The sequence below is a fragment of the Pseudomonas sp. Pseusp18 genome (assembly GCF_059506005.1).
The window spans coordinates 3,188,902-3,207,890 of record NZ_CP169240.1; the positions used below are offsets into that span (position 1 = coordinate 3,188,902).

Here is an 18,989-nt window from a genome sequence, read left to right on the forward strand (position 1 = left end):
AAGTCAGACTGCGGCTTGTTGGGCCAGTGCATTGTCGAGCCGGATATGGCGTCGATCGCCAAAGCGGCGGGTCAGTCCGAGCCGGTCGAAGTATTCAAGAATCTGAATACTGCGCTTGCGCCCCAGGCCCACGGCATCGCGAAACCCGGCAACCTGGATCACCGGGTTATCGCTGGCCAGTTGCACCAGCATAGCCGCCAATCGGCGCAGCAGCGTGTCGGTGTAAAACAGGTCGCGAACGATTTGATGCAGCAGTCCCAACCGGGCCATCTTGCGCAGCAGCAGGCGCACGGCAGCCTCGTCATGGCCAGTGGCTTTGGCCAGATCACGCACCCACGGCGGATCGAAACCCGCCTGTTCGAACAACGGCTGCAATTGTTGCCAGAGGGTTTCGTCGTCCTCGCTCAAGCGCACCTGGTGATCGGGTAAATGCAGCCACGGGCCGCTGGCCGCCATTGCACCACTGGCCAGTAATTCGTCGAGCAGGCTGATAAAGGTCGACCGTTCCAGCACGCTGCCGGCGAAACGACGCAGGCGATCCCGGTCCGGTCCCATCTGGTCCGGTTCGAGTTGATGAAAGCGTGCGAGGTGTTCCAGCAGCGGCGTTTTCAGGGCTTCCCAACGCACCGCGCTGAACAGCAACGGCCCCTGCCGCGTATCGATGAAGCGCACGTCATCGGGTAACTCCCAAGTCTGGCGCGGACGGTTGAACTGACGCTCCAGTCGCTGCGGGTCAAGCCCGGTGTCGCTGTTGGTCAGCAACGCCGGCAGTGCCGCTTCCAGACTATTGGTGGTGGCCAGCGCTTGTAGCTGCGCCAATCGCTCAGGGCTGCGACGATGTCGGGCTGGGGCGAACGGGTCCAGCACTCGGCCACCGCCAAGGGTGCGTTGGGCGCTTTGGTCGCGCAGGATCAAGCGGTCGCCCTTCACCGCCAGCACCGGCGCATTGACCAGCAGTTGCGCGAACATCTGCCCGCCCGGTGCCAGGCTGGAACCTTCCAGCAAAGCCACCCGCCCCGTCACGTCCTGAGTTCCAAGATGCACATGCACCGGTTGAAAGTGTTCGAAGCTTCGCGCTTCGCTGGTCAACACGCTCATCCGGATATCCAGACGCTGGGTCGGCGCATGCAGCCATTCGGCCACCAGCCAGTGGCCACGGTGGATCTGCTCCAAGGCCAAACGCTCGGCACTCAGGTTCAGCGCGACGCGCTGCCCGGCCATTGCGTTGTCAGCGGCCTGGTTCTGCGCATGCAGGCCACGTACTCGCACCGGTTTGCCCTGCGGGCTCAACATCAGCGTATCGCCCACTGTCACCTGACCGGACAACGCCGTACCGGTCACCACGATGCCGGCGCCGGCCACGCTGAAGGCCCGATCAATCGCCAAACGGAAACCGCCGCTGGCGCTGCGTTGAACAACCTCATGCTGTGCATCCAGCAAAGCCTGGCGCAGAGTCTCGATGCCCTCGCCAGTGGCACTCGACAGCGGGATTTGCGGCGCACCGGAATAAGGGCCGGGCACCAGCAATGCTTCGATCTGCTCACGAACAGCCTGCACCCGAGCCGGGTCAACCCGGTCGCACTTGCTGATTGCAATCAGTGCCCGAGGGATGCCCAGCAACTCGACAATCGCCAAGTGTTCACGGGTTTGCGGCATGACGCCGTCATCGGCCGCTACCACCAGCAACACCAGATCAATCCCCTGAGCACCAGCCAGCATGTTGTGGGTGAAGCGCTCATGGCCGGGCACGTCGATAAAACCGGTCAGGGCGGCGCCCGGCTCCAACGCTGCATAGAGGTAGCCGAGGTCGATGGTCATGCCGCGTTCGCGTTCTTCGCGGCGACGATCACCGGCCTGCCCGGTCAGTGCCTGGAGCAAGAAAGTCTTGCCGTGATCGATGTGCCCCGCCGTGCCGACAATCACCCGTCCCGGCCCTCCTCCTGCAGTTGATCTAATTGCGCCAGCTGATTGAGCTGCGCCAGCCACGCGGCTTCGTCATCGAGTTGGCGTAAGTCCAGCCACAAGGCGTCATCGTCGATACGCCCGAGCACGGCAATCGGCAACTGTCGCAACGCTGCCTCCAGCCCCAGCAATCGCCGCCCACGCAGGCGTTTGGAAACGTTGGGCCGCAGGCATAACGCGGCGCTGGGCAACCTGGCCACCGGTTGGCTGCCGCTGCCGATCATGCCCAGCGCCGGCACCGCGCTGACGCTCCAGGCATCGCCCAGCACCTGCGCCAGTGACGGTTGCAGGCGTTCGGCCTGGGCGAGGATGTCGGTTTGAGGGCGAGTCAGCAGACGTAGACTCGGCAGGCGTTCCGCCAGCCGATCGGGATCGCGATACAGCGCCAAGACGGCTTCTAGGGCGGCCAGGGTCAGTTTGTCGACTCGCAAGGCACGCTTGAGCGGGTTCTTTTTGATCCTGGCGATCAGGTCTTTGCGGCCGACGATCAATCCGGCCTGAGGCCCGCCAAGCAATTTGTCGCCGCTGAAGGTGACGATGTCCGCGCCATCGAGCAGGGCCTGGCGCACCGTCGGTTCGGCGGGCAAACCCCAGCGTGTCAGGTCCAGCAGGCTGCCGCTGCCCAGGTCTTCGAGCAAGGGCAGTCCGTGGCGGTGAGCCAGCTGCGCCAATTCCGCCGTCAGCACTCTCGCGGTGAAGCCTTCGATGCTGTAATTGCTCGCGTGTACGCGCATCAGCAGACCACTGCGCGGGCCGATGGCGGCCTCGTAATCGCGCGCATGGGTGCGGTTGGTGGTGCCTACCTCATGCAACCGCACCCCGGCGCGGGCCATGATGTCGGGAATGCGAAACGCACCGCCGATTTCAATCAGCTCACCTCGGGAGATGATCCCTTCCTTGCGTGCGCCCAGGCTGTTGAGCGTCAGCAACACGGCGGCGGCGTTGTTGTTGACCACGGTGACTGCTTCGGCGCCGGTCAGTTCGCGGATCAAGCCTTCGATCAAATCGTCCCGGTCGCCGCGCTTGCCGCTGTGCAGGTCGAATTCCAGATTGAGCGGATAGCGCGCAGCCAGTTGCACCGCTTCAATGGCTTGTTCCGGCAACAACGCGCGACCGAGGTTGGTGTGCAGCACCGTGCCGGTGAGGTTGAACACCCGGCGGACCTGGCTGCGATGCTGGATCGCCAGACGCTCGCCCGCCCTGCCCGCTAATACATCGGGAGCAATTTCAATGGCGGCGAGTTCACCGTTGTGCACCGGCTCGCGCAAGTCATCGAGCAATTGCCGCAGGCCGGCCAGCAGTGCGTCGCGCCCGTAACGCTCGGCCAGCGTTTGGCAGGCGGGATGGCGCAACAAGCTGTCGATGGAAGGCAGCCGCAAGGTTTGGCCGGCGAGTGTTGCGGGCATCAGAGGCTCCCGGAAGCGAGTGACCGTCGCGTCTGAGTGTAGCCCCTGAGCTCCCCGCTCGAGTGCTGTTCACTTTCAGCCGCGACGCACTCCTTGTAGCAGCTGTCGAGCTTGCGAGGCTGCGTTCGGCTGCGCAGCAGTCGTGAGTCCGGCAGCCATGGTGCACCTGACGCACCACAATGGTGATTTTACGACTGCTGCGCAGCCGAACGCAGCCTCGCAAGCTCGACAGCTGCTACCGCCGAACGCAGGCTTCGCCAGCTGCTACACATCGCAGCGTTGGAGCTACTGTTCGCCTGTTACCAGCAGCAGATTGGGCGCTGGCCGCTGATAGCCTTCCTGCTCCAGACGCATGTCCAGCATCAGGCTGGACAGGTCCGCCGACAGGGCTTCGGCTTCGGCGTCGTTTTCCAGGTAGATCAGTTTCAGGTAGCTGTTGCAGCCGGGGCAGACTTCGGCCCGCAGCGGTGCCTGATTGGCGGCGTGCCGATCATCCTCGAAGCTGACGTATTCAAGCCCCTTGCTCTGTTCGCAATACACACATTTGACCCGCACCACATGCCATTCGCAGGCGCACAGCGAGCACACCAGATAACGCAAACCGTTGTATTTGCCGCGATGACGAATCACCCCGGCCATCGCCGGCGAACCGCAGGCTGGGCATTGGCTGAGGCTGTCGCCGCGCGTCAGTTCAAGGTTGGGCGTGTTCAGCAGCCAATAACTCCAGGCCACTTGCAGCGCGGCACCGAGAAACGGCACCAGTGCTGCCGGCAGCATTGAGTACTGGCCGCTGACCAAGGCAATCGCCCATGCCTTGAGCAATCCCGGATTTGCGCTGCGCAACGTCGCCACGGCGTTTTCTACCGCAGAATGTGGCAATGGCTGATAGCGCTGCAACAAGGCCTCGAGGTAAGGCAGCCAAACGTTTTCGCGCACCAGACTGTCGGCGGCGAACGGCGGTAAGCCATGTTCTACGCACAACCGCAGGCGTTCGGGGTCGGGCATGGTCGCCACGGGCGGATCGTCCATCAGCTGCTGCTGGACATGACACAACCCCGCGATCAAACGCAGATAGTCCGCCATGGGATGGCCGTCAGCCAAACGTTCCAGGCGCAACGCGCGCAGGGTGAACAGGTTGTTCGGCGGCAGGTACAAAAACGGCGGTGAACTCGCCGCCGCTTCTATTTGCCCAGGTTCGAGGATCGTGGCCAAGGGATCATCCTTTTTTGCTGATCGGTCGCTCAGGCGTCTCGTCACCGGTCACTTCCCGGTACCAGAGCCCATGGTGTTTTCTCGCCCAGGCGCGGCTGACCCGGCCATGCACCATGGCGTCGACCGAACCGCGAATCCAGATACCGGCGTAGACATGGACGATGATGCTCAGCACCAGGATGAATCCCGCCAATGCATGCAGCAGCATCGCCCAGCGAATACTGGTGATACCGAAGTACGCACTGAACCAGGCGCGCCAGATCACCAGCCCGCTGAACAGCAACACCAGCATGCAGATCAGCAATACCCAGAACAGCAGCTTTTGCCCCGGATTGTATTTGCCGATCGGCGGCACACCCTCCTCCTCGTTACGGATCACATGCCCGACTCGCCTGAGCCACAGCCGGTCGTTGGTGATGAAGTAGTTCGCCCGCCAGAAACTGCACACCAGGCCGAGGAACAGCACAAACATCGTCAGGCCCAGGTACGGATGCAGAATGCGCGTCCACGGTCCGCCGCCAAACAGGTTGCTGAGCCAGAACAAGCCCGGATGAAACAAGGCCAGCCCCGACAGCGCGGCCATCAGAAACACAATCGCCACCAGCCAGTGGTTGGTGCGCTGGTTGACGGTGTAGCGCACGATCGGTTTGTCGTTCATGGCCTGTCCTCCCCGCCGGGTTTGCTTGGGTCGAAGGTGTGTACCGACGGATCGAACTCATGCACGGCAGGGTCGACGGTGGTCGGATGTTCGTCCTCCTCGACCAGTTGTGGCCCGACGCGCACGTAATGGAAGAACCCGGCCAGCACCGCCGCGCCCATGGCCAGCAACGCCAGGGGTTTGCTCAGGCCTTTCCACAGGTCCACCAGCGGACTGATCGCCGGGTGATCCGGCAAACCGGCATACAACCTGGGCGTGTCGGCATGGTGCAGCACATACATCACGTGGGTGCCACCGACGCCCGCGGGGTCATACAAACCGGCGTTGTCGAAGCCGCGGCTCTTGAGGTCGACGATGCGTTCGGCGGCGTGTTCCTTCATGTCTTCCTTGCTGCCGAACACGATGGCGCCGGTCGGGCAGGTTTTCACGCAGGCCGGTTCCAGCCCCACCGCTACCCGGTCCGAACACAGCGTGCATTTATAGGCCTTGTGGTCCTTTTGCGAGATGCGCGGAATGTTGAATGGGCAACCGGTGATGCAATAGCCGCAGCCGATGCAGTGGTCCTGATCGAAGTCGACGATGCCGTTGGCGTGCTTGATGATCGCACCGGGGCTCGGGCACGCCGCCAGGCAGCCGGGCTCGGCGCAGTGCATGCAGCCGTCCTTGCGGATCAGCCATTCGAGGTTGCCGGCGTCGGTTTCATGCTCGGTGAAGCGCATCAGGGTCCAGGTGTCTGCGCTGAGGTCGTGAGGGTTGTCGTAGGTGCCGAGGTTGTGACCGACATCGTCGCGTAGCTCGTTCCATTCCGAGCAGGCAACCTGGCAAGCCTTGCAGCCGATGCACTTGGTGGTGTCGATCAGCTTGGCCACTTCCTCTTGGGTGCGCACCGAGGGCGGCACGGTGGTGGTGGCCGAACGGGCGATGATGTCTTGGCTGGCCATTTAGACTTTCTCCACGTTGACCAGGAATGACTTGGATTCCGGGGTCTGTGTGTTGCCATCGCCGAGGAACGGCACCAGGGTGTTGGTCAAGTAACCGTGGCGAGTGGCGCCGGTGAAGCCCCAGTGCAACGGGATACCGATCTGGTGCACCACCTGATTGTTGACCTGCAGCGGACGAATCCGCTTGGTCACCACCGCCACTGCTTCGATATGTCCGCGCTTGGAACTGACCCGCACCCGGTCGCCGGCGGCAATCCCCTTCTCCTTGGCCAGCGCCTCGCCGATTTCGACGAACTGCTCGGGCTGGGTCACGGCGTTGATCGGGCAATGCTTGGTCCAGAAGTGGAAGTGTTCGGTCAGCCGGTAGCTGGTCGCCGCGTAAGGGAAGTCCTTGGCCTGGCCCAGGGTGTCCCAGACCGAATCGAAGATCCGCCCGGCCGGGTTGCTGGTCGCCTGTTTGTTGTTGGGGTGCATCGGGTTGATGCCGATGGGCGTCTCGAACGGTTCATAGTGTTCGGGGAATGGCCCTTCATTCATCTTGTCGAGGGCGAAGAACCGCGCCACGCCTTCGGGGTTCATGATGAACGGGTTCATCCCGGCTTCCGGCGGCACATCGACCTTGTAGTCGGGCACGTCGGTGCCAGTCCAGACCTTGCCGTTCCACCACACCAGCCGTTTTTTCGCATCCCACGGTTTGCCTTGGGGGTCGCAAGAGGCGCGGTTGTAGAGAATCCGTCGGTTCGCCGGCCAGGCCCAGGCCCAGCCGAGGTTCTGCTTCATGCCGTAAGGATCACTGTTGTCACGACGGGCCATGTTGTTGCCCTGCTCGGTCCAACTGCCGCAGAAGATCCAGCAACCGGAGGCCGTGCTGCCATCGTCCTTGAGTTGGGCGAAACCGGACAGCTGCTGACCGGCCTTGACCACCGCGCCCGAAGCGTCGGTGACATCGGCGATGGCGTAGCCGTTGAATTCCCGGGCCAGTTCTTCCGGCGTCGGGTCATCGGGGATCTTGTACGGCCAGTCGAGCTTGAGGATCGGCTCGGCCCAGGCGCCACCATTGGCCTGATAGCGCTGACGCAGGCGCATGAACAGCTCGGCCATGATTTTCACGTCGGTGCGCGCCTGTCCCGGGCCGTCGGCCCCCTTCCAGTGCCATTGCAGCCAGCGGCCGCTGTTGACCAGCGAGCCGTTTTCTTCGGCGAAACAGGTGGTGGGCAGACGGATGACTTCGGTCTGGATGTCGGCCGTCTGCACATCGTTGTAAGGCCCGACGTTGCGCCAGAACTCCGAGGTTTCGGTGGCCAGCGGGTCCATCACCACCAGCCACTTGAGTTTGGCCAGAGCCTTCATCACCCGGTTCTTGTCCGGCAAGGCGGCAATCGGGTTGAAGCCCTGGCACATGTAGCCGTTGACCTGGCCCTTGCCCATCATGTCGAACATTTTCAGGATGTCGTAGCCGGGAATGTCCAGTTTCGGCAGCCAGTCGTAGCCCCAGTTATTCTCGGCGGTGGCATTGGCGCCATACCAGGCTTTCATCAGGCTGACATGGAACTTGCCGTAGTTCTGCCAATAGGACATCTGCCCGGGACGCAGCGGTTTGAGTGCGCGCTTGGCGATGTAGGCGTTGTAGTCCTGTTCGCTTTCGGATGGCAGGGTCAGGTAACCGGGTAGCAGGTTGGACAGCAAGCCGAGATCGGTCAGGCCCTGGATGTTGGAGTGCCCGCGCAATGCGTTGACGCCTCCGCCCGGCATGCCGATGTTGCCCAGCAATAGTTGCACCATCGCCGCGCTGCGGATCATCTGCGAGCCGATCGAGTGCTGGGTCCAGCCCAGGGCATAGAGAATGGTCATGGTCTTGCCCGGTTGCGCACACGTAGCAATCTCTTCCCAGATTTTCTTCATCGCGTCGGTGGGCATGCCACAGACCTGACTGGCCAGCTCCAGGGTGTAGCGGCTGTAATGCTGCTTCATCAATTGATAGACGCAGTGTGGGTCCTGCAAGGTCGGGTCGACTTTGGCAAAGCCGTCCTCGCCGATCTCATACCCCCAGCCGGACTTGTCGGTGTAGCTGCGCTTGCTCGCGTCGTAACCGCTGAACAAGCCGTCCTCGAAACCGTAGCCGGCCTTGACGATGAACGACACGTCCGTATAGGCCCGCACGTATTCGTGCTGGATCTTGTCTTCGGTCAACAGGTAATTGATCAGCCCGCCCATGAAGGCGATGTCGGTGCCGGTGCGGATCGGTGCGTAATAGTCCGCTACCGAGGCCGTACGGGTGAAGCGCGGGTCGACCACAATCAGCCGTGCCTTGTTGTGGGCTTTGGCTTCGGTCACCCATTTGAAACCGCAAGGATGCGCTTCTGCTGCGTTGCCGCCCATCACCAGAACCAGATTCGCGTTGGCGATATCGGTCCAGTGGTTGGTCATGGCACCACGGCCATACGTCGGGGCAAGACTTGCCACCGTCGGGCCATGTCAGACACGTGCCTGGTTATCGAACCCCAGCATGCCCAGACTGCGAATGACCTTGTGGGTGATGTAACCCGCTTCGTTGGACGAGGCCGAGGCCGCGAGGAAACCGGTGGTCAGCCAGCGGTTCACCGTTTGCCCCTGGGCGTTCTTCTCGATGAAGTTGGCATCACGGTCGGCCTTCATCAGGTCGGCGATACGGTCCAGCGCTTCATCCCAGGAGATCCGCGTCCACTCCTTGGTGCCGGGCTTGCGCACCTGCGGGTATTGCAGACGGCTGGGGCTGTGAATGAAGTCGAGCAGGCCTGCGCCTTTTGGGCAGAGGGTGCCGCGATTGACCGGGTGGTCGGCATCGCCTTCGATGTGAATGATGCTCTGGGCGACATTCTTCGCATTGTCGCCCTGGCTGTACATGATCAAGCCGCAGCCGACCGAGCAGTACGGGCAGGTGTTGCGGGTTTCATGGGTATGGGCGAGCTTGAAATGACGCACTTGTTCGGCGAAGGCTGGCGTCGGGGCCATGCCCAGCGCGCCAAGGGTGGATCCTGCAAGGCCGAGACCAGCGACCTTGAAGAACTGACGACGGTTGAGGTCCATCGTGCACTCCTGATCAGGTGGAAACCCGGTGCGTTGGCCGGGTTTTTCTGGACGATCACGGTGACGGCAACGGAACTACCGCCAATTAGAACTTTAGACAATGTTGTGCTGTGCGGTCTGAAAACCGACCGTCGGCGGCTTGCCGGTCATGCTCCGTTGCACAACTCGCCAGCGGTGAAGGTTGGCGCTTATCATGGCCGCCGGATTACCCCCTCTGCCTTTTATGAGACTGAGCATGACTTTCGATTTTGATCAGGTGTTCGACCGCCATGGCACCGGCAGTACCAAGTGGAGCCGCTACCTGGCCGACGTGTTGCCGATGTGGGTCGCCGACATGGACTTCGCCGCGCCGCCGGCGATCATTCAGGCCCTGCAAAAACGCCTGGAACACCCGATGCTCGGTTACAGCGTGGCCCAGGATGACTTGCGTGACGCCATCGTCGCCGACCTGTGGGACAAGTACGCCTGGCGTGTGCAGCCCCAGGAACTGGTGTTTCTGCCGGGTATCGAATCAGGCTTCAACATGGCCCTGCATGCACTGGTTCAGCCGCAACAGAACGTGGTCGTGCAAACGCCGAACTATCCGCCGCTGCGCCATGCGCCGGGCCACTGGCAGCTGAACAAGGTCGAACTGGATTTCAACGTGCTGGCCGATGGCACGTACGCCACGCCACTCGATGCCTTGCGCCAGGCACTGCAAGGAGGCGGCGCGCTGTTGCTGAGCAACCCGCATAACCCGCTGGGCAAGGTCTTCCCTCGGGAGGAACTGCAAGCGGTCGCCGACATCTGCCTGGAACAGGATGCCTGGATCATCTCCGACGAGATCCATTCCGAGCTGTGCTTCGATGGGCGCGTGCATATTCCGACCGCCTCGCTCAGCCCGCAGATCGCCAAGCGCACCATCACCTTGATGTCGGCCAGCAAGGCCTACAACATCGCTGGCCTGAAGACTGCGTTCATGATCATTCAAGACGCAGCGCTGCTCCATCGCGTCAACCATGCCCGCTGCGGCATGGTCGACAGCGTCAACCCGCTGGGCCTGGAAGCCACCCGCGTCGCCTACAGCGAAGGCCACCCATGGCTGACCGAACTCATGGCCTACCTGCAAAGCAATCGGGACTATCTGGTGGAAGCAGTTCGCACGCGGCTGCCGGGCGTGACCATGAACGTGCCCCAGGGCACTTATCTGGCGTGGCTCGATTGCACGGCACTGGGGCTGGACAACCCGCAGCAATTCTTCCTCGAACAGGCCAAAGTCGGACTGAGCGCCGGGCTGGATTTCGGCGATCACGCCCAGCAATTCGTGCGCCTGAACTTCGGCTGCCCACGGGCGTTGCTGGAAGAAGGGATTGCGCGGATGGAGCGTAGTTTGCGCAACCGCTGACTCGTGCGGCAACACGGATAAACTGTAGGAGCTGAGCTCCTACAGGGCGGATTATCGGTATACGTATTTGACGATGTAGGCGTACAGCTCGTTGTAGACGAAGTTCGGGACATAGCGGGCATGAGTCCGGGACTTATGCAACGCCACATGACACTCTTTGACCATTTCGTCCCGGTCGGTCATCGCGAAGACATGCTTGTCGATGATGCCGGAATAGACGCCGTGCGAAAAAAGCGTGTTGAGTGTCGTCGAATCGATCGTTCCGTTGGCGGCCTTGGTGTAGGTGCTCTGAGCGCGCAAGACACGGTCTTTCAAACCACCAAACCCACGCTCGTACAAGATGATTTGCGAGCCGCTGATCGCCTTTGCGGCTGTCTCGAAGGCCGGGATGATCGCTTGTGCATATATCATGCTGGCCTCCAGCCTTGATGCCGGGAGAAATCTTTCCATTTCCTGATCTTCCAGGCTTTTCAGTGCTCTTTTGATGCTCGATACATGAGCGAACTCCTGATTGCAGGCGACGATGTGAGTTTCGAACTGGTAGCCGGCAGCCGTCGCCGTCGGTGGGAAAGCCGCGAAATCGATGCTGTCGAATGCACATTCCATGATGATGTTGTATTTGTTTTTAAACGCCTCGGTGAAGATCTTCGTGCTCACATCCCGGACAAAAGCCTCCGTATGTTCATAAGCGTGCAGGACACCGAGTTTGATCATTTCTGCGTATTGAGGGTGTTTTTTTCGGTATTCGGGCAAGTACAGCCGGACATAATTGGCATAGCGCTTGGTGGGCAAAAGGCTTTTTTCCAGCAAATAGGTTTTACCCGAGCCCTGTACCCCCGCGACAATCAGCATTTTGGGGAGTGTTTCGGCGGTGATGCCACTGAATAATGTGGTGGTGATTTCAGTGAACGCTGCGATGACTTGTTCTGGCGTATAAGCGTAATTCGGTGCTACTGACATACCTTGATTTCCTTATCAAAGATTCGCTTGAAAGTGATTGCCTGCCCTTTGAATAAAGCGGTGTTTCGTTGTTTGTTCAAATGAGCGTGTCTTTCAAGATATGTCACTGTTTTACAAGGTAAAAACTCCTACAAGCCAGAAGAAAAATGTGTCAGCTCAACGGACCACCAACGCGGCAGTAATTGCTTGACCTTACTCTCGCCAAACCGGTCGTCGATCAGCATCACCACCCCTTGATCTTCCCGGGTACGGATCACCCGCCCCGCCGCCTGCACCACTTTCTGCAGACCTGGAAACAGGTAGGTGTAGTCATAACCGGCACCGAAAATCGCCGCCATGCGCTGTTTCAGCTGTTCGTTGACCGGATTGAGTTGCGCCAGCCCCAGGGTGGCGATGAAGGCGCCAATCAAGCGGGCGCCGGGCAAATCGATGCCTTCACCGAACGCGCCACCCAGCACCGCAAAGCCGATGCCCTGCCCGTCGGCGGTGAACTGGTCGAGAAAGTCCTGACGCTGCGCTTCCCCCATGCCCCGGGACTGCGACCACAGCGTGATCTGCGGATACCGCTCGGCCAGCAACTGCGCCACTTGCTGCAAATAGTCGAAGCTGCTGAAAAACGCCAGGTAGTTGCCCGGACGCTGGCTGAACTGTTTGGCGATCAGCTCGACGATGGGCGCAAGGGAGGCCTGACGGTGAACGAACCGCGTGGAAATCTGGCTGACGATGTGCACTTGCAGCTGATCGGCGTGAAATGGCGATTCCACATCGATCCACACCGTATTCGCCGGAGTGCCCAGCAAGTCGGCGTAGTAATGCCGAGGGCTCAGGGTCGCGGAAAACAGCACCGTGCTGCGCGCTGCAGTCAGGCGCGGGCGGATGAAACCGGCGGGTACCACATTGCGCAGGCACAGCTGCGACAGATTGCGCTTGCGCTCGAGGTCGCGCTTGCTGATGTCGAATAGAAAATGCTCGTCGAACAGTTCAGCCACGCGGCCGAATTGCAGCATGTCGAAGTAAAAATTCTGCAACCCGCTGTCCAGCCCCTGAGGGTGATCATTCAGGTAGTCACCGATGCTCGCGCAGCACAAGGACAAGGCCTGAAGCAGTTTTTCCGGCGCTTTGTCGTACGCCTGATAGGGGCCGAGTTGCTGATCGTGCAAGGCATTCCATTCACGATTGACTCGCTGCAAGGATCTCTTCAACGACTCAGGCGCGGTTTTTCGTACGCCGTTCAAAGTCGCCTGGTCGAGGCTGGCGCTGTACATCTGCCGGCCGCGCTCCACCAGGTTGTGGGCCTCGTCCACCAGCACCGCGACGTTCCAGTTATTGACCTGGGCCAGCCCGAACAACAACGCGCTGAAGTCGAAATAGTAGTTGTAGTCGGCGACCACCACGTCCGCCCAGCGGGCCATTTCCTGGCTCAAGTAATAAGGGCAAACCTCGTGCTGCAGGGCAACCTCGCGCAAGGCACTCTGGTTCAACAGGCGCAATTGACTGGCGGCCTGACGCGCGTCCGGCAGACGATCATAAAAACCCTGCGCCAACGGGCAGGATTCGCCATGACAGGCCTTGTCCGGGTGCTCGCAAGCCTTGTCCCGGGCGATCATCTCGAGGACTCGCAACGGTTGCGTATCGGCGCTGTCGAGGATCACCTGAGCGGCGTCCAGCGCCAATTTGCGCCCCGGGGTTTTCGCCGTGAGGAAAAACACCTTGTCCAACTGCTGCGGCGCCAGGGCCTTGAGCATCGGGAACAGCGTGCCGATGGTCTTGCCGATACCGGTCGGTGCCTGGGCCATCAGGCAGCGGCCAGTGCTGACCGCCTTGAACACCGACTCGGCCAGATGCCGTTGGCCGGGGCGAAAATCGGCATGGGGGAAGCCCAGCTGTTGAGCCGCCAGATTGCGCCCTTCGCGATGGGCCATTTCCTGCTCGGCCCAGTGCAGGAACAACCCGCAGTGGTGCTCGAAGAACAGCTGCAAGTCGGCGGCGCTGAAGGCCTCGACCAGACGGGTTTCCTTCTCGCTGACGATGTCGAAGTACACCAGCGCCAGGTCGATCTGCGCCAAATCCAGTTTCTGACACATCAACCAGCCATAGACTTTCGCCTGCGCCCAGTGCAACTGCCGGTGGTTGGCCGGTTGCTTACTCACGTCGCCCCGGTAGGTTTTGACTTCTTCGAGGCAGTTTTGCGCCGGATCGTAGCCGTCCGCCCGGCCTTTCACGCTCAAGGTTCGATACTGGCCCTCAAGTGCGACCTCGTTCTGGTAACCCTCGCTGCGTCGTGACGCCACGGTGCGATGGCCGACAATGCCTTCCAGCGCGGTTGGCGACGGGGTGAAGCGCAGGTCGAGGTCGCCGACCTTGGCGGTGAATTCACACAACGCCCGCACCGCGATGCTGTAGCTCAAGCGCCCTGCTCCACCCATTGCACGTAGCAAACGGCAATCGGCATCTGGTGCTCATGACAGAACTCCAGCCACCGCAATTGGTTGTCTTGCAGGCGATCGCCGGGGCCTTTGACTTCGATCATTCGGTAGGTTTTGTGTTGCGGCCAGAACTGGATCAAGTCCGGCATGCCGGCGCGGTTGGCCTTGATGTCGAGCAGCAGTCGATTGAACCAGTGCTTGAGGTGTTCGGCGGGCAGACAGTCGAGCGCCTGCTCCAGCAGCTCCTCGCTCAGCGCGCCCCAGAATACGAACGGCGACTGCACGCCCCACTTGGCGTTGTAACGCTCGCGGATGGTCTGGGCGTAACGCCCGTCATCGAGTTCGGCGAGGCAGGCCTGGAACAGATCCGCGCGCCGGGCATGAAAGTCTTCGTTGTGCAGGTCCACCGGGCCGCGCTGGAACGGGTGAAAAAACGCCCCCGGCAACGGGGCGAAGATCGCCGGCCAGCACAGCAACCCGAACAGCGAGTTGATCAGGCTGTTCTCGACGTAATGCACCGGTGCCGCCTCGTCCGCCAGATGCGCCTGAACGTAATACTCCACCGACAATGCCGGGTCGTGCCTGGGCAATTGCAGGTCCAGGCGCTGCATGGGCCGAGGGGCTGGCCGCTTGATCGGCGGCCCGCCCAGTTTGCGCCGCAGCCTGGGCAGCACACGCAATAAATGCTGATGTTCGGTGGCGCTTTCCGGGGTTTGCTCGGCGTGGCTCGCCAAATCCATGGCCAGTTGAAATTCACCACAGCGCTCCAGCACGCGAATCAGCCGCAGGCGTGCGCCGGGATAGGCGCAATCGCGGTAGAGGCTCAGGGCGGTGGAAAAATCCGCCATGCGTTCGCAGTGCTGAGCGATCTGGAACAGCAGTTTGGCCCGACGTCTTTGCAGCCAGGGATTGGCGAGTTCCAGCTTGTTGATCTGCTCGACAACCACCGCCACCTCTTCACCGGCCTCGAAATACTGCTGACAGCTGTGCAGGAACAGGCAGGCGTCGACGTCTTCGCGACTGCGCAAGCCGCGGGACTCGGCGCAAAACTCGACTTTCTCGTAGGTGTAGATGCCGAGGTCAGCCAGAACGAATTCCGACCAGTCCTGGTAAAGATTGCCGAAGAACATCAGGCGCAACCGGTCGCACAGGCCCATGACGGTCAGGCTGAACAGTCGGTCATCCAGTGCCGGGCACCACTGGGCAAAACTTTGCTCTTCAGGAAACTGCTCGCTCAGGGCCGGCAGCCAATCGCTCTTTTTGCCTTTCGGTTGATCGATGGCGTCGCCAAAACACTGGAGAATCTCGGCCTTGAGCAGCACCTCGAACACCTCCTCGACAGGCAGCGGCAACTGCTCGTCAATCCAGCCCAGGGCCAGGAGCGGCACCGCGGCGCTAGCGATGTCGCCGATTTCGACGTAACTCAGTTTGCCGGCCCTGAAATGCACGCCCTTGCGCATCACCAATCTGACCAACAAAGCCTGGGACTCGCGGGGCAGTCGATTGAAGTCGCGGATGAAGTCCTGCTCTTCGATGCTGAGTACATCAGCATAACGATGCTCAAGCCAATCAAGCACTTGCATGAAGTTGTTCAAGTAATAGAACGGGTCATCGAGCGGATTTACAATCACGGGCAATCGGGCCATGGCAAGCGAATACTGGTTATGCGTACAGATACCAGCTATGCCCCACCCGGTGCAAACGGAAAAGGATAAGTGGCGACGCTATCGGGCAATTTTCGGGTGACCATCGAACTTTCTGCCATTCCATCGCACCAACCGCGTTAGAAGCACAGTGAGGATTGATCTCGAATGAGGCGTTCGCATTGTTTTTATTGAGTGATGGAGGTGTGTATGAATATCAAGACTCTGGGTTTGCCCCTGGTGGTAGCGGCCCTTCTGGCCCTGACCGGTTGCTCGACGCCAACGGTCGTGACCCTGCAGAACGGCACCCAGTATTTGACCAAGGACATGCCGAACACCAAGGGCAAGGATGGCTTCTTCGAGTTCGAAGATATTTCCGGGGCGAAAGTGAAAGTCCGCGCCGATGACGTGGCCACGATTCGCAAGGAAGACTGATCCCTTGCGTTCGGCCGTAGCAGCTGTCGAGCCTGCGAGGCTGCGATCGGCGACGAAGTCGTCGTAAATCCTGTCCACGGTTTAGCTGAAACACCGCAGTGCCTGATTTCACGACTGCTGCGCAGCCGAACGCAGTCTCGCAGGCTCGACAGCTGCTACACAAGGAGTGCGTCGCAGGCTTTAAAGCGCTTGCGCGATCGCCTTGCCGACCTCCTGAGTCGAGCCCTGCCCGCCCAGGTCCGGGGTGATTGGCCCTTCTGCAATCACCCGTTCGATCGCCTGCAGAATCCCGTCGTGCGCGGCGCGATAACGCTCATCGCCATTGCCCAGAAAATCCAGCATCAACGCACCGGACCAGATCATCGCGATCGGGTTGGCGATGTTGCGCCCGTAGATGTCCGGGGCCGAGCCGTGCACCGGTTCGAACAGCGATGGAAAACGCCGCTCGGGATCGAGGTTGGCCGACGGTGCAATGCCAATGGTGCCGGCGCAGGCCGGGCCGAGGTCGGACAGAATGTCGCCGAACAGGTTCGACGCCACCACCACATCGAACCGGTCCGGTTGCAGTACAAAACGCGCGCACAGGATGTCGATGTGCTGTTTGTCCCAAGTGATGTCCGGGTACTGCGCGGCCATCAATGCCGTGCGTTCGTCCCAGTACGGCATGCTGATGGAAATCCCGTTGGACTTGGTTGCCGCCGTCAGGCGTTTGCGCGGTCGGGTCTGGGCCAGGTCGAAGGCGAACTTGAGAATCCGGTCCACGCCGCGTCGGGTGAACACCGACTCTTGCAGCACGAACTCATGCTCGGTGCCTTCGAACATCTTGCCGCCGACCGAGGAATACTCGCCTTCGGTGTTCTCGCGGATCACCACGAAATCGATGTCCCCCGGTTTGCGCCCGGCCAGCGGGCACGGCACGCCGGGAAACAGACGTACCGGGCGAATGTTCACGTATTGGTCGAAGTCGCGACGAAACTTCAGCAGCGAGCCCCACAGGGAAATATGGTCCGGCACCTTGTCTGGCCAGCCGACGGCGCCAAAGTAGATCGCGTCGAAACCCTTGAGCTGGTCGAACCAGTCGTCGGGCATCATCTGCCCGTGTTCCAGGTAGTAATCGCAGTGGGCCCAGTCGAGCACTTCGATGCTCAACTCCAACTGCCACTTCTTCGCGGCCTGCTCCAGTACCCGCAAGCCTTCGGGCAGGACTTCCTTACCGATACCATCGCCGGCAATCGCGGCGATTCTGAATGGTTTACTCATCAATCATGCCTCGCAAAATGACAGTGCAATCGTTGCCGGGTTACAGCCCACCGATGTGGAAGGCTTTGACTTCAAGGTATTCATCCAGGCCGTACTTGCTGCCTTCACGGCCCAGCCCCGACTGTTTGATGCCGCCGAACGGCGCGACTTCCATGGAAATGATCCCGGTGTTGAGGCCGACCATGCCGAACTCCAGCGCCTCGCCGAACCGCCAGGACCGGCGTAAATCCTGAGTGAAATAGTAGGCACCCAGACCAAAAGGCGTGGCATTGGCCAACGCAAGCGCTTCGGCCTCAGAGGTAAACCGCATCAACGGCGCCACCGGGCCGAAGGTTTCTTCGTTGGCCAGCAACATGTCGGCGTGGGTGTCGCCAAGGACGGTCGGCTGAACGAACTGGTTGTCACCCTCGGGAATGCCGCCGCAGAGCAAACGCGCGCCCTGGCTCAGGGCATCGTCGATGTGCCGGGCGACCTTGCTCACCGCCGCCGGGTTGATCAGCGGGCCGATGGTCACGTCGGCGTCCAGGCCATTGCCGACCTTGAGTTTGCCCACCTCCTCCACCAGTCGCTGGGCGAAACGTTCGTAGATGCCATCCTGCACCAGAATGCGGTTGGCGCAGACGCAGGTCTGCCCGGCGTTGCGGAATTTGCTGAGCATGATCCCGGTTACCGCCTGCTCCAGGTCGGCGTCGTCGAACACAATGAATGGCGCGTTGCCGCCCAACTCCAGACTCAAGCGCTTGATGTGTTCGGCACTCTGGCGCATCAGCAGTCGACCGACCGCGGTGGAGCCGGTGAAGGAGATCTTGCGCACCGTCGGGTTGCCGGTCAGTTCTTCGCCGATGCCGGCGGGCATGCCGGTCAGCACATTGAACACCCCGGCCGGAATGCCGACGCGTTCGGCGAGTACCGCCAGGGCCAGGGCCGACAGCGGGGTCAGGTCCGAGGGTTTGACGATGATCGGGCACCCGGCGGCCAGGGCCGGCGCGCACTTGCGGGTGATCATCGCGTTGGGGAAATTCCATGGGGTGATCGCGGCACACACACCGACCGGTTGCTTGAGGGTCAGCAGGCGGCGGTCGCCGCTGGGGGCCGGCATGGTTTCGCCATAAACCCGGCGGGCCTCTTCGGCGAACCATTTGACGAACCCGGCACCGTAGCGGATTTCACCCTTGGCTTCGTTCAGCGGTTTGCCCTGCTCGCAGGTCATGATCAAGGCGAGGTCGTCGAGGTTATCGATCATCGCCTGATACCAGCGCTCCAGCAGCGCCGCCCGTTCTGCTGCCGGGCGTGTGCGCCACGCGGGCCAGGCCCGCTCGGCGGCTTCGATGGCGCGTCGGGTTTCTGCGCCCTGCATGGCCGGCACCCGGGCAAGCAACTGGCCGGTGGCCGGGTCGATGACGTCCAGGGTCGCGGCGTTATCGGCGCCGATCCACTGCCCGTCCACATAAGCGAGTTCTGCCAGAAGGCTGGGGTCTTTCAAACGATTCTTGAGCATGGTCGAGTCCTGATCCGAGACATTTCCAGTCTAGGGAGGTGCCACGGATAAGGATGCTGAAAGCGTTTGATGGGCAGTGTTGGATGCTGAAATTCGCGGTGGGACGGCAGGCTCTACCGGCAAGCAGAAATCAAAAGA

At 61.2% G+C, this 18,989-nt stretch carries 13 protein-coding genes; 2 read left to right on the plus strand and 11 right to left on the minus strand.

Annotation, left to right across the window (positions count from 1 at the left end):
* Nucleotides 1-3: 3 nt before the first annotated feature.
* From selB to fdnG, 6 genes are all read right to left on the minus strand, one after another.
* On the minus strand, nt 4-1,923 hold the full coding sequence (gene selB / locus ACEN9A_RS14350; RefSeq protein ID WP_258674108.1) for a selenocysteine-specific translation elongation factor: 1,920 nt from the start codon (nt 1,921-1,923) through the stop codon (nt 4-6).
* Nucleotides 1,920-3,368, minus strand: coding sequence for an L-seryl-tRNA(Sec) selenium transferase (selA, locus tag ACEN9A_RS14355; protein ID WP_413386310.1), 1,449 nt, complete (start codon nt 3,366-3,368; stop codon nt 1,920-1,922). Before selA ends, selB begins: the two co-directional genes overlap by 4 nt.
* 285 nt (nt 3,369-3,653) lie before the next feature.
* Nucleotides 3,654-4,580 carry a formate dehydrogenase accessory protein FdhE gene (fdhE, locus tag ACEN9A_RS14360; protein WP_258674111.1) on the minus strand — a complete coding sequence of 309 codons (927 nt, stop codon included), beginning with the start codon at nt 4,578-4,580 and terminating at the stop codon, nt 3,654-3,656.
* 4 nt (nt 4,581-4,584) lie between these two features.
* A complete protein-coding gene (locus ACEN9A_RS14365) occupies nt 4,585-5,238 on the minus strand; it encodes a formate dehydrogenase subunit gamma (RefSeq protein ID WP_019649852.1) in 654 nt (217 codons plus the stop codon).
* Entirely contained in the window at nt 5,235-6,179 is a 945-nt protein-coding gene (gene fdxH / locus ACEN9A_RS14370) for a formate dehydrogenase subunit beta (protein ID WP_064617966.1), read from the minus strand. Before fdxH ends, ACEN9A_RS14365 begins: the two co-directional genes overlap by 4 nt.
* A complete protein-coding gene (fdnG, locus tag ACEN9A_RS14375) occupies nt 6,180-9,245 on the minus strand; it encodes a formate dehydrogenase-N subunit alpha (RefSeq protein WP_258674112.1) in 3,066 nt (1,021 codons plus the stop codon).
* 235 nt (nt 9,246-9,480) lie between these two features.
* Here fdnG and ACEN9A_RS14380 point away from each other — a divergent pair, with 235 nt between their 5' ends.
* A complete protein-coding gene (locus ACEN9A_RS14380; protein WP_258674113.1) occupies nt 9,481-10,629 on the plus strand; it encodes a MalY/PatB family protein in 1,149 nt (382 codons plus the stop codon).
* A 51-nt stretch (nt 10,630-10,680) separates the two neighbouring features.
* Here the strand turns inward: ACEN9A_RS14380 and ACEN9A_RS14385 are convergent, their stop codons facing one another.
* The 3 genes from ACEN9A_RS14385 to ACEN9A_RS14395 form a co-directional block, all read right to left on the minus strand.
* Entirely contained in the window at nt 10,681-11,589 is a 909-nt protein-coding gene (locus tag ACEN9A_RS14385; RefSeq protein WP_258674114.1) for a zeta toxin family protein, read from the minus strand.
* Nucleotides 11,590-11,717: 128 nt separating this feature from the next.
* Nucleotides 11,718-13,997, minus strand: coding sequence for an ATP-dependent DNA helicase (locus tag ACEN9A_RS14390; protein ID WP_258674115.1), 2,280 nt, complete (start codon nt 13,995-13,997; stop codon nt 11,718-11,720).
* On the minus strand, nt 13,994-15,661 hold the full coding sequence (locus ACEN9A_RS14395) for a VRR-NUC domain-containing protein (protein WP_258674116.1): 1,668 nt from the start codon (nt 15,659-15,661) through the stop codon (nt 13,994-13,996). The genes ACEN9A_RS14390 and ACEN9A_RS14395 overlap by 4 nt, the downstream gene beginning before the upstream one ends.
* 207 nt (nt 15,662-15,868) lie before the next feature.
* Between ACEN9A_RS14395 and ACEN9A_RS14400 the strand changes: the two genes are divergently transcribed.
* Nucleotides 15,869-16,093 carry a YgdI/YgdR family lipoprotein gene (locus ACEN9A_RS14400; protein ID WP_258674117.1) on the plus strand — a complete coding sequence of 75 codons (225 nt, stop codon included), beginning with the start codon at nt 15,869-15,871 and terminating at the stop codon, nt 16,091-16,093.
* 180 nt (nt 16,094-16,273) lie between these two features.
* Here ACEN9A_RS14400 and ACEN9A_RS14405 read toward each other — a convergent pair whose 3' ends face one another.
* On the minus strand, nt 16,274-17,353 hold the full coding sequence (locus tag ACEN9A_RS14405) for a tartrate dehydrogenase (protein ID WP_019649861.1): 1,080 nt from the start codon (nt 17,351-17,353) through the stop codon (nt 16,274-16,276).
* A gap of 40 nt (nt 17,354-17,393) precedes the next feature.
* Entirely contained in the window at nt 17,394-18,851 is a 1,458-nt protein-coding gene (locus tag ACEN9A_RS14410) for an NAD-dependent succinate-semialdehyde dehydrogenase (RefSeq protein WP_258674118.1), read from the minus strand.
* Nucleotides 18,852-18,989 lie beyond the last annotated feature (138 nt).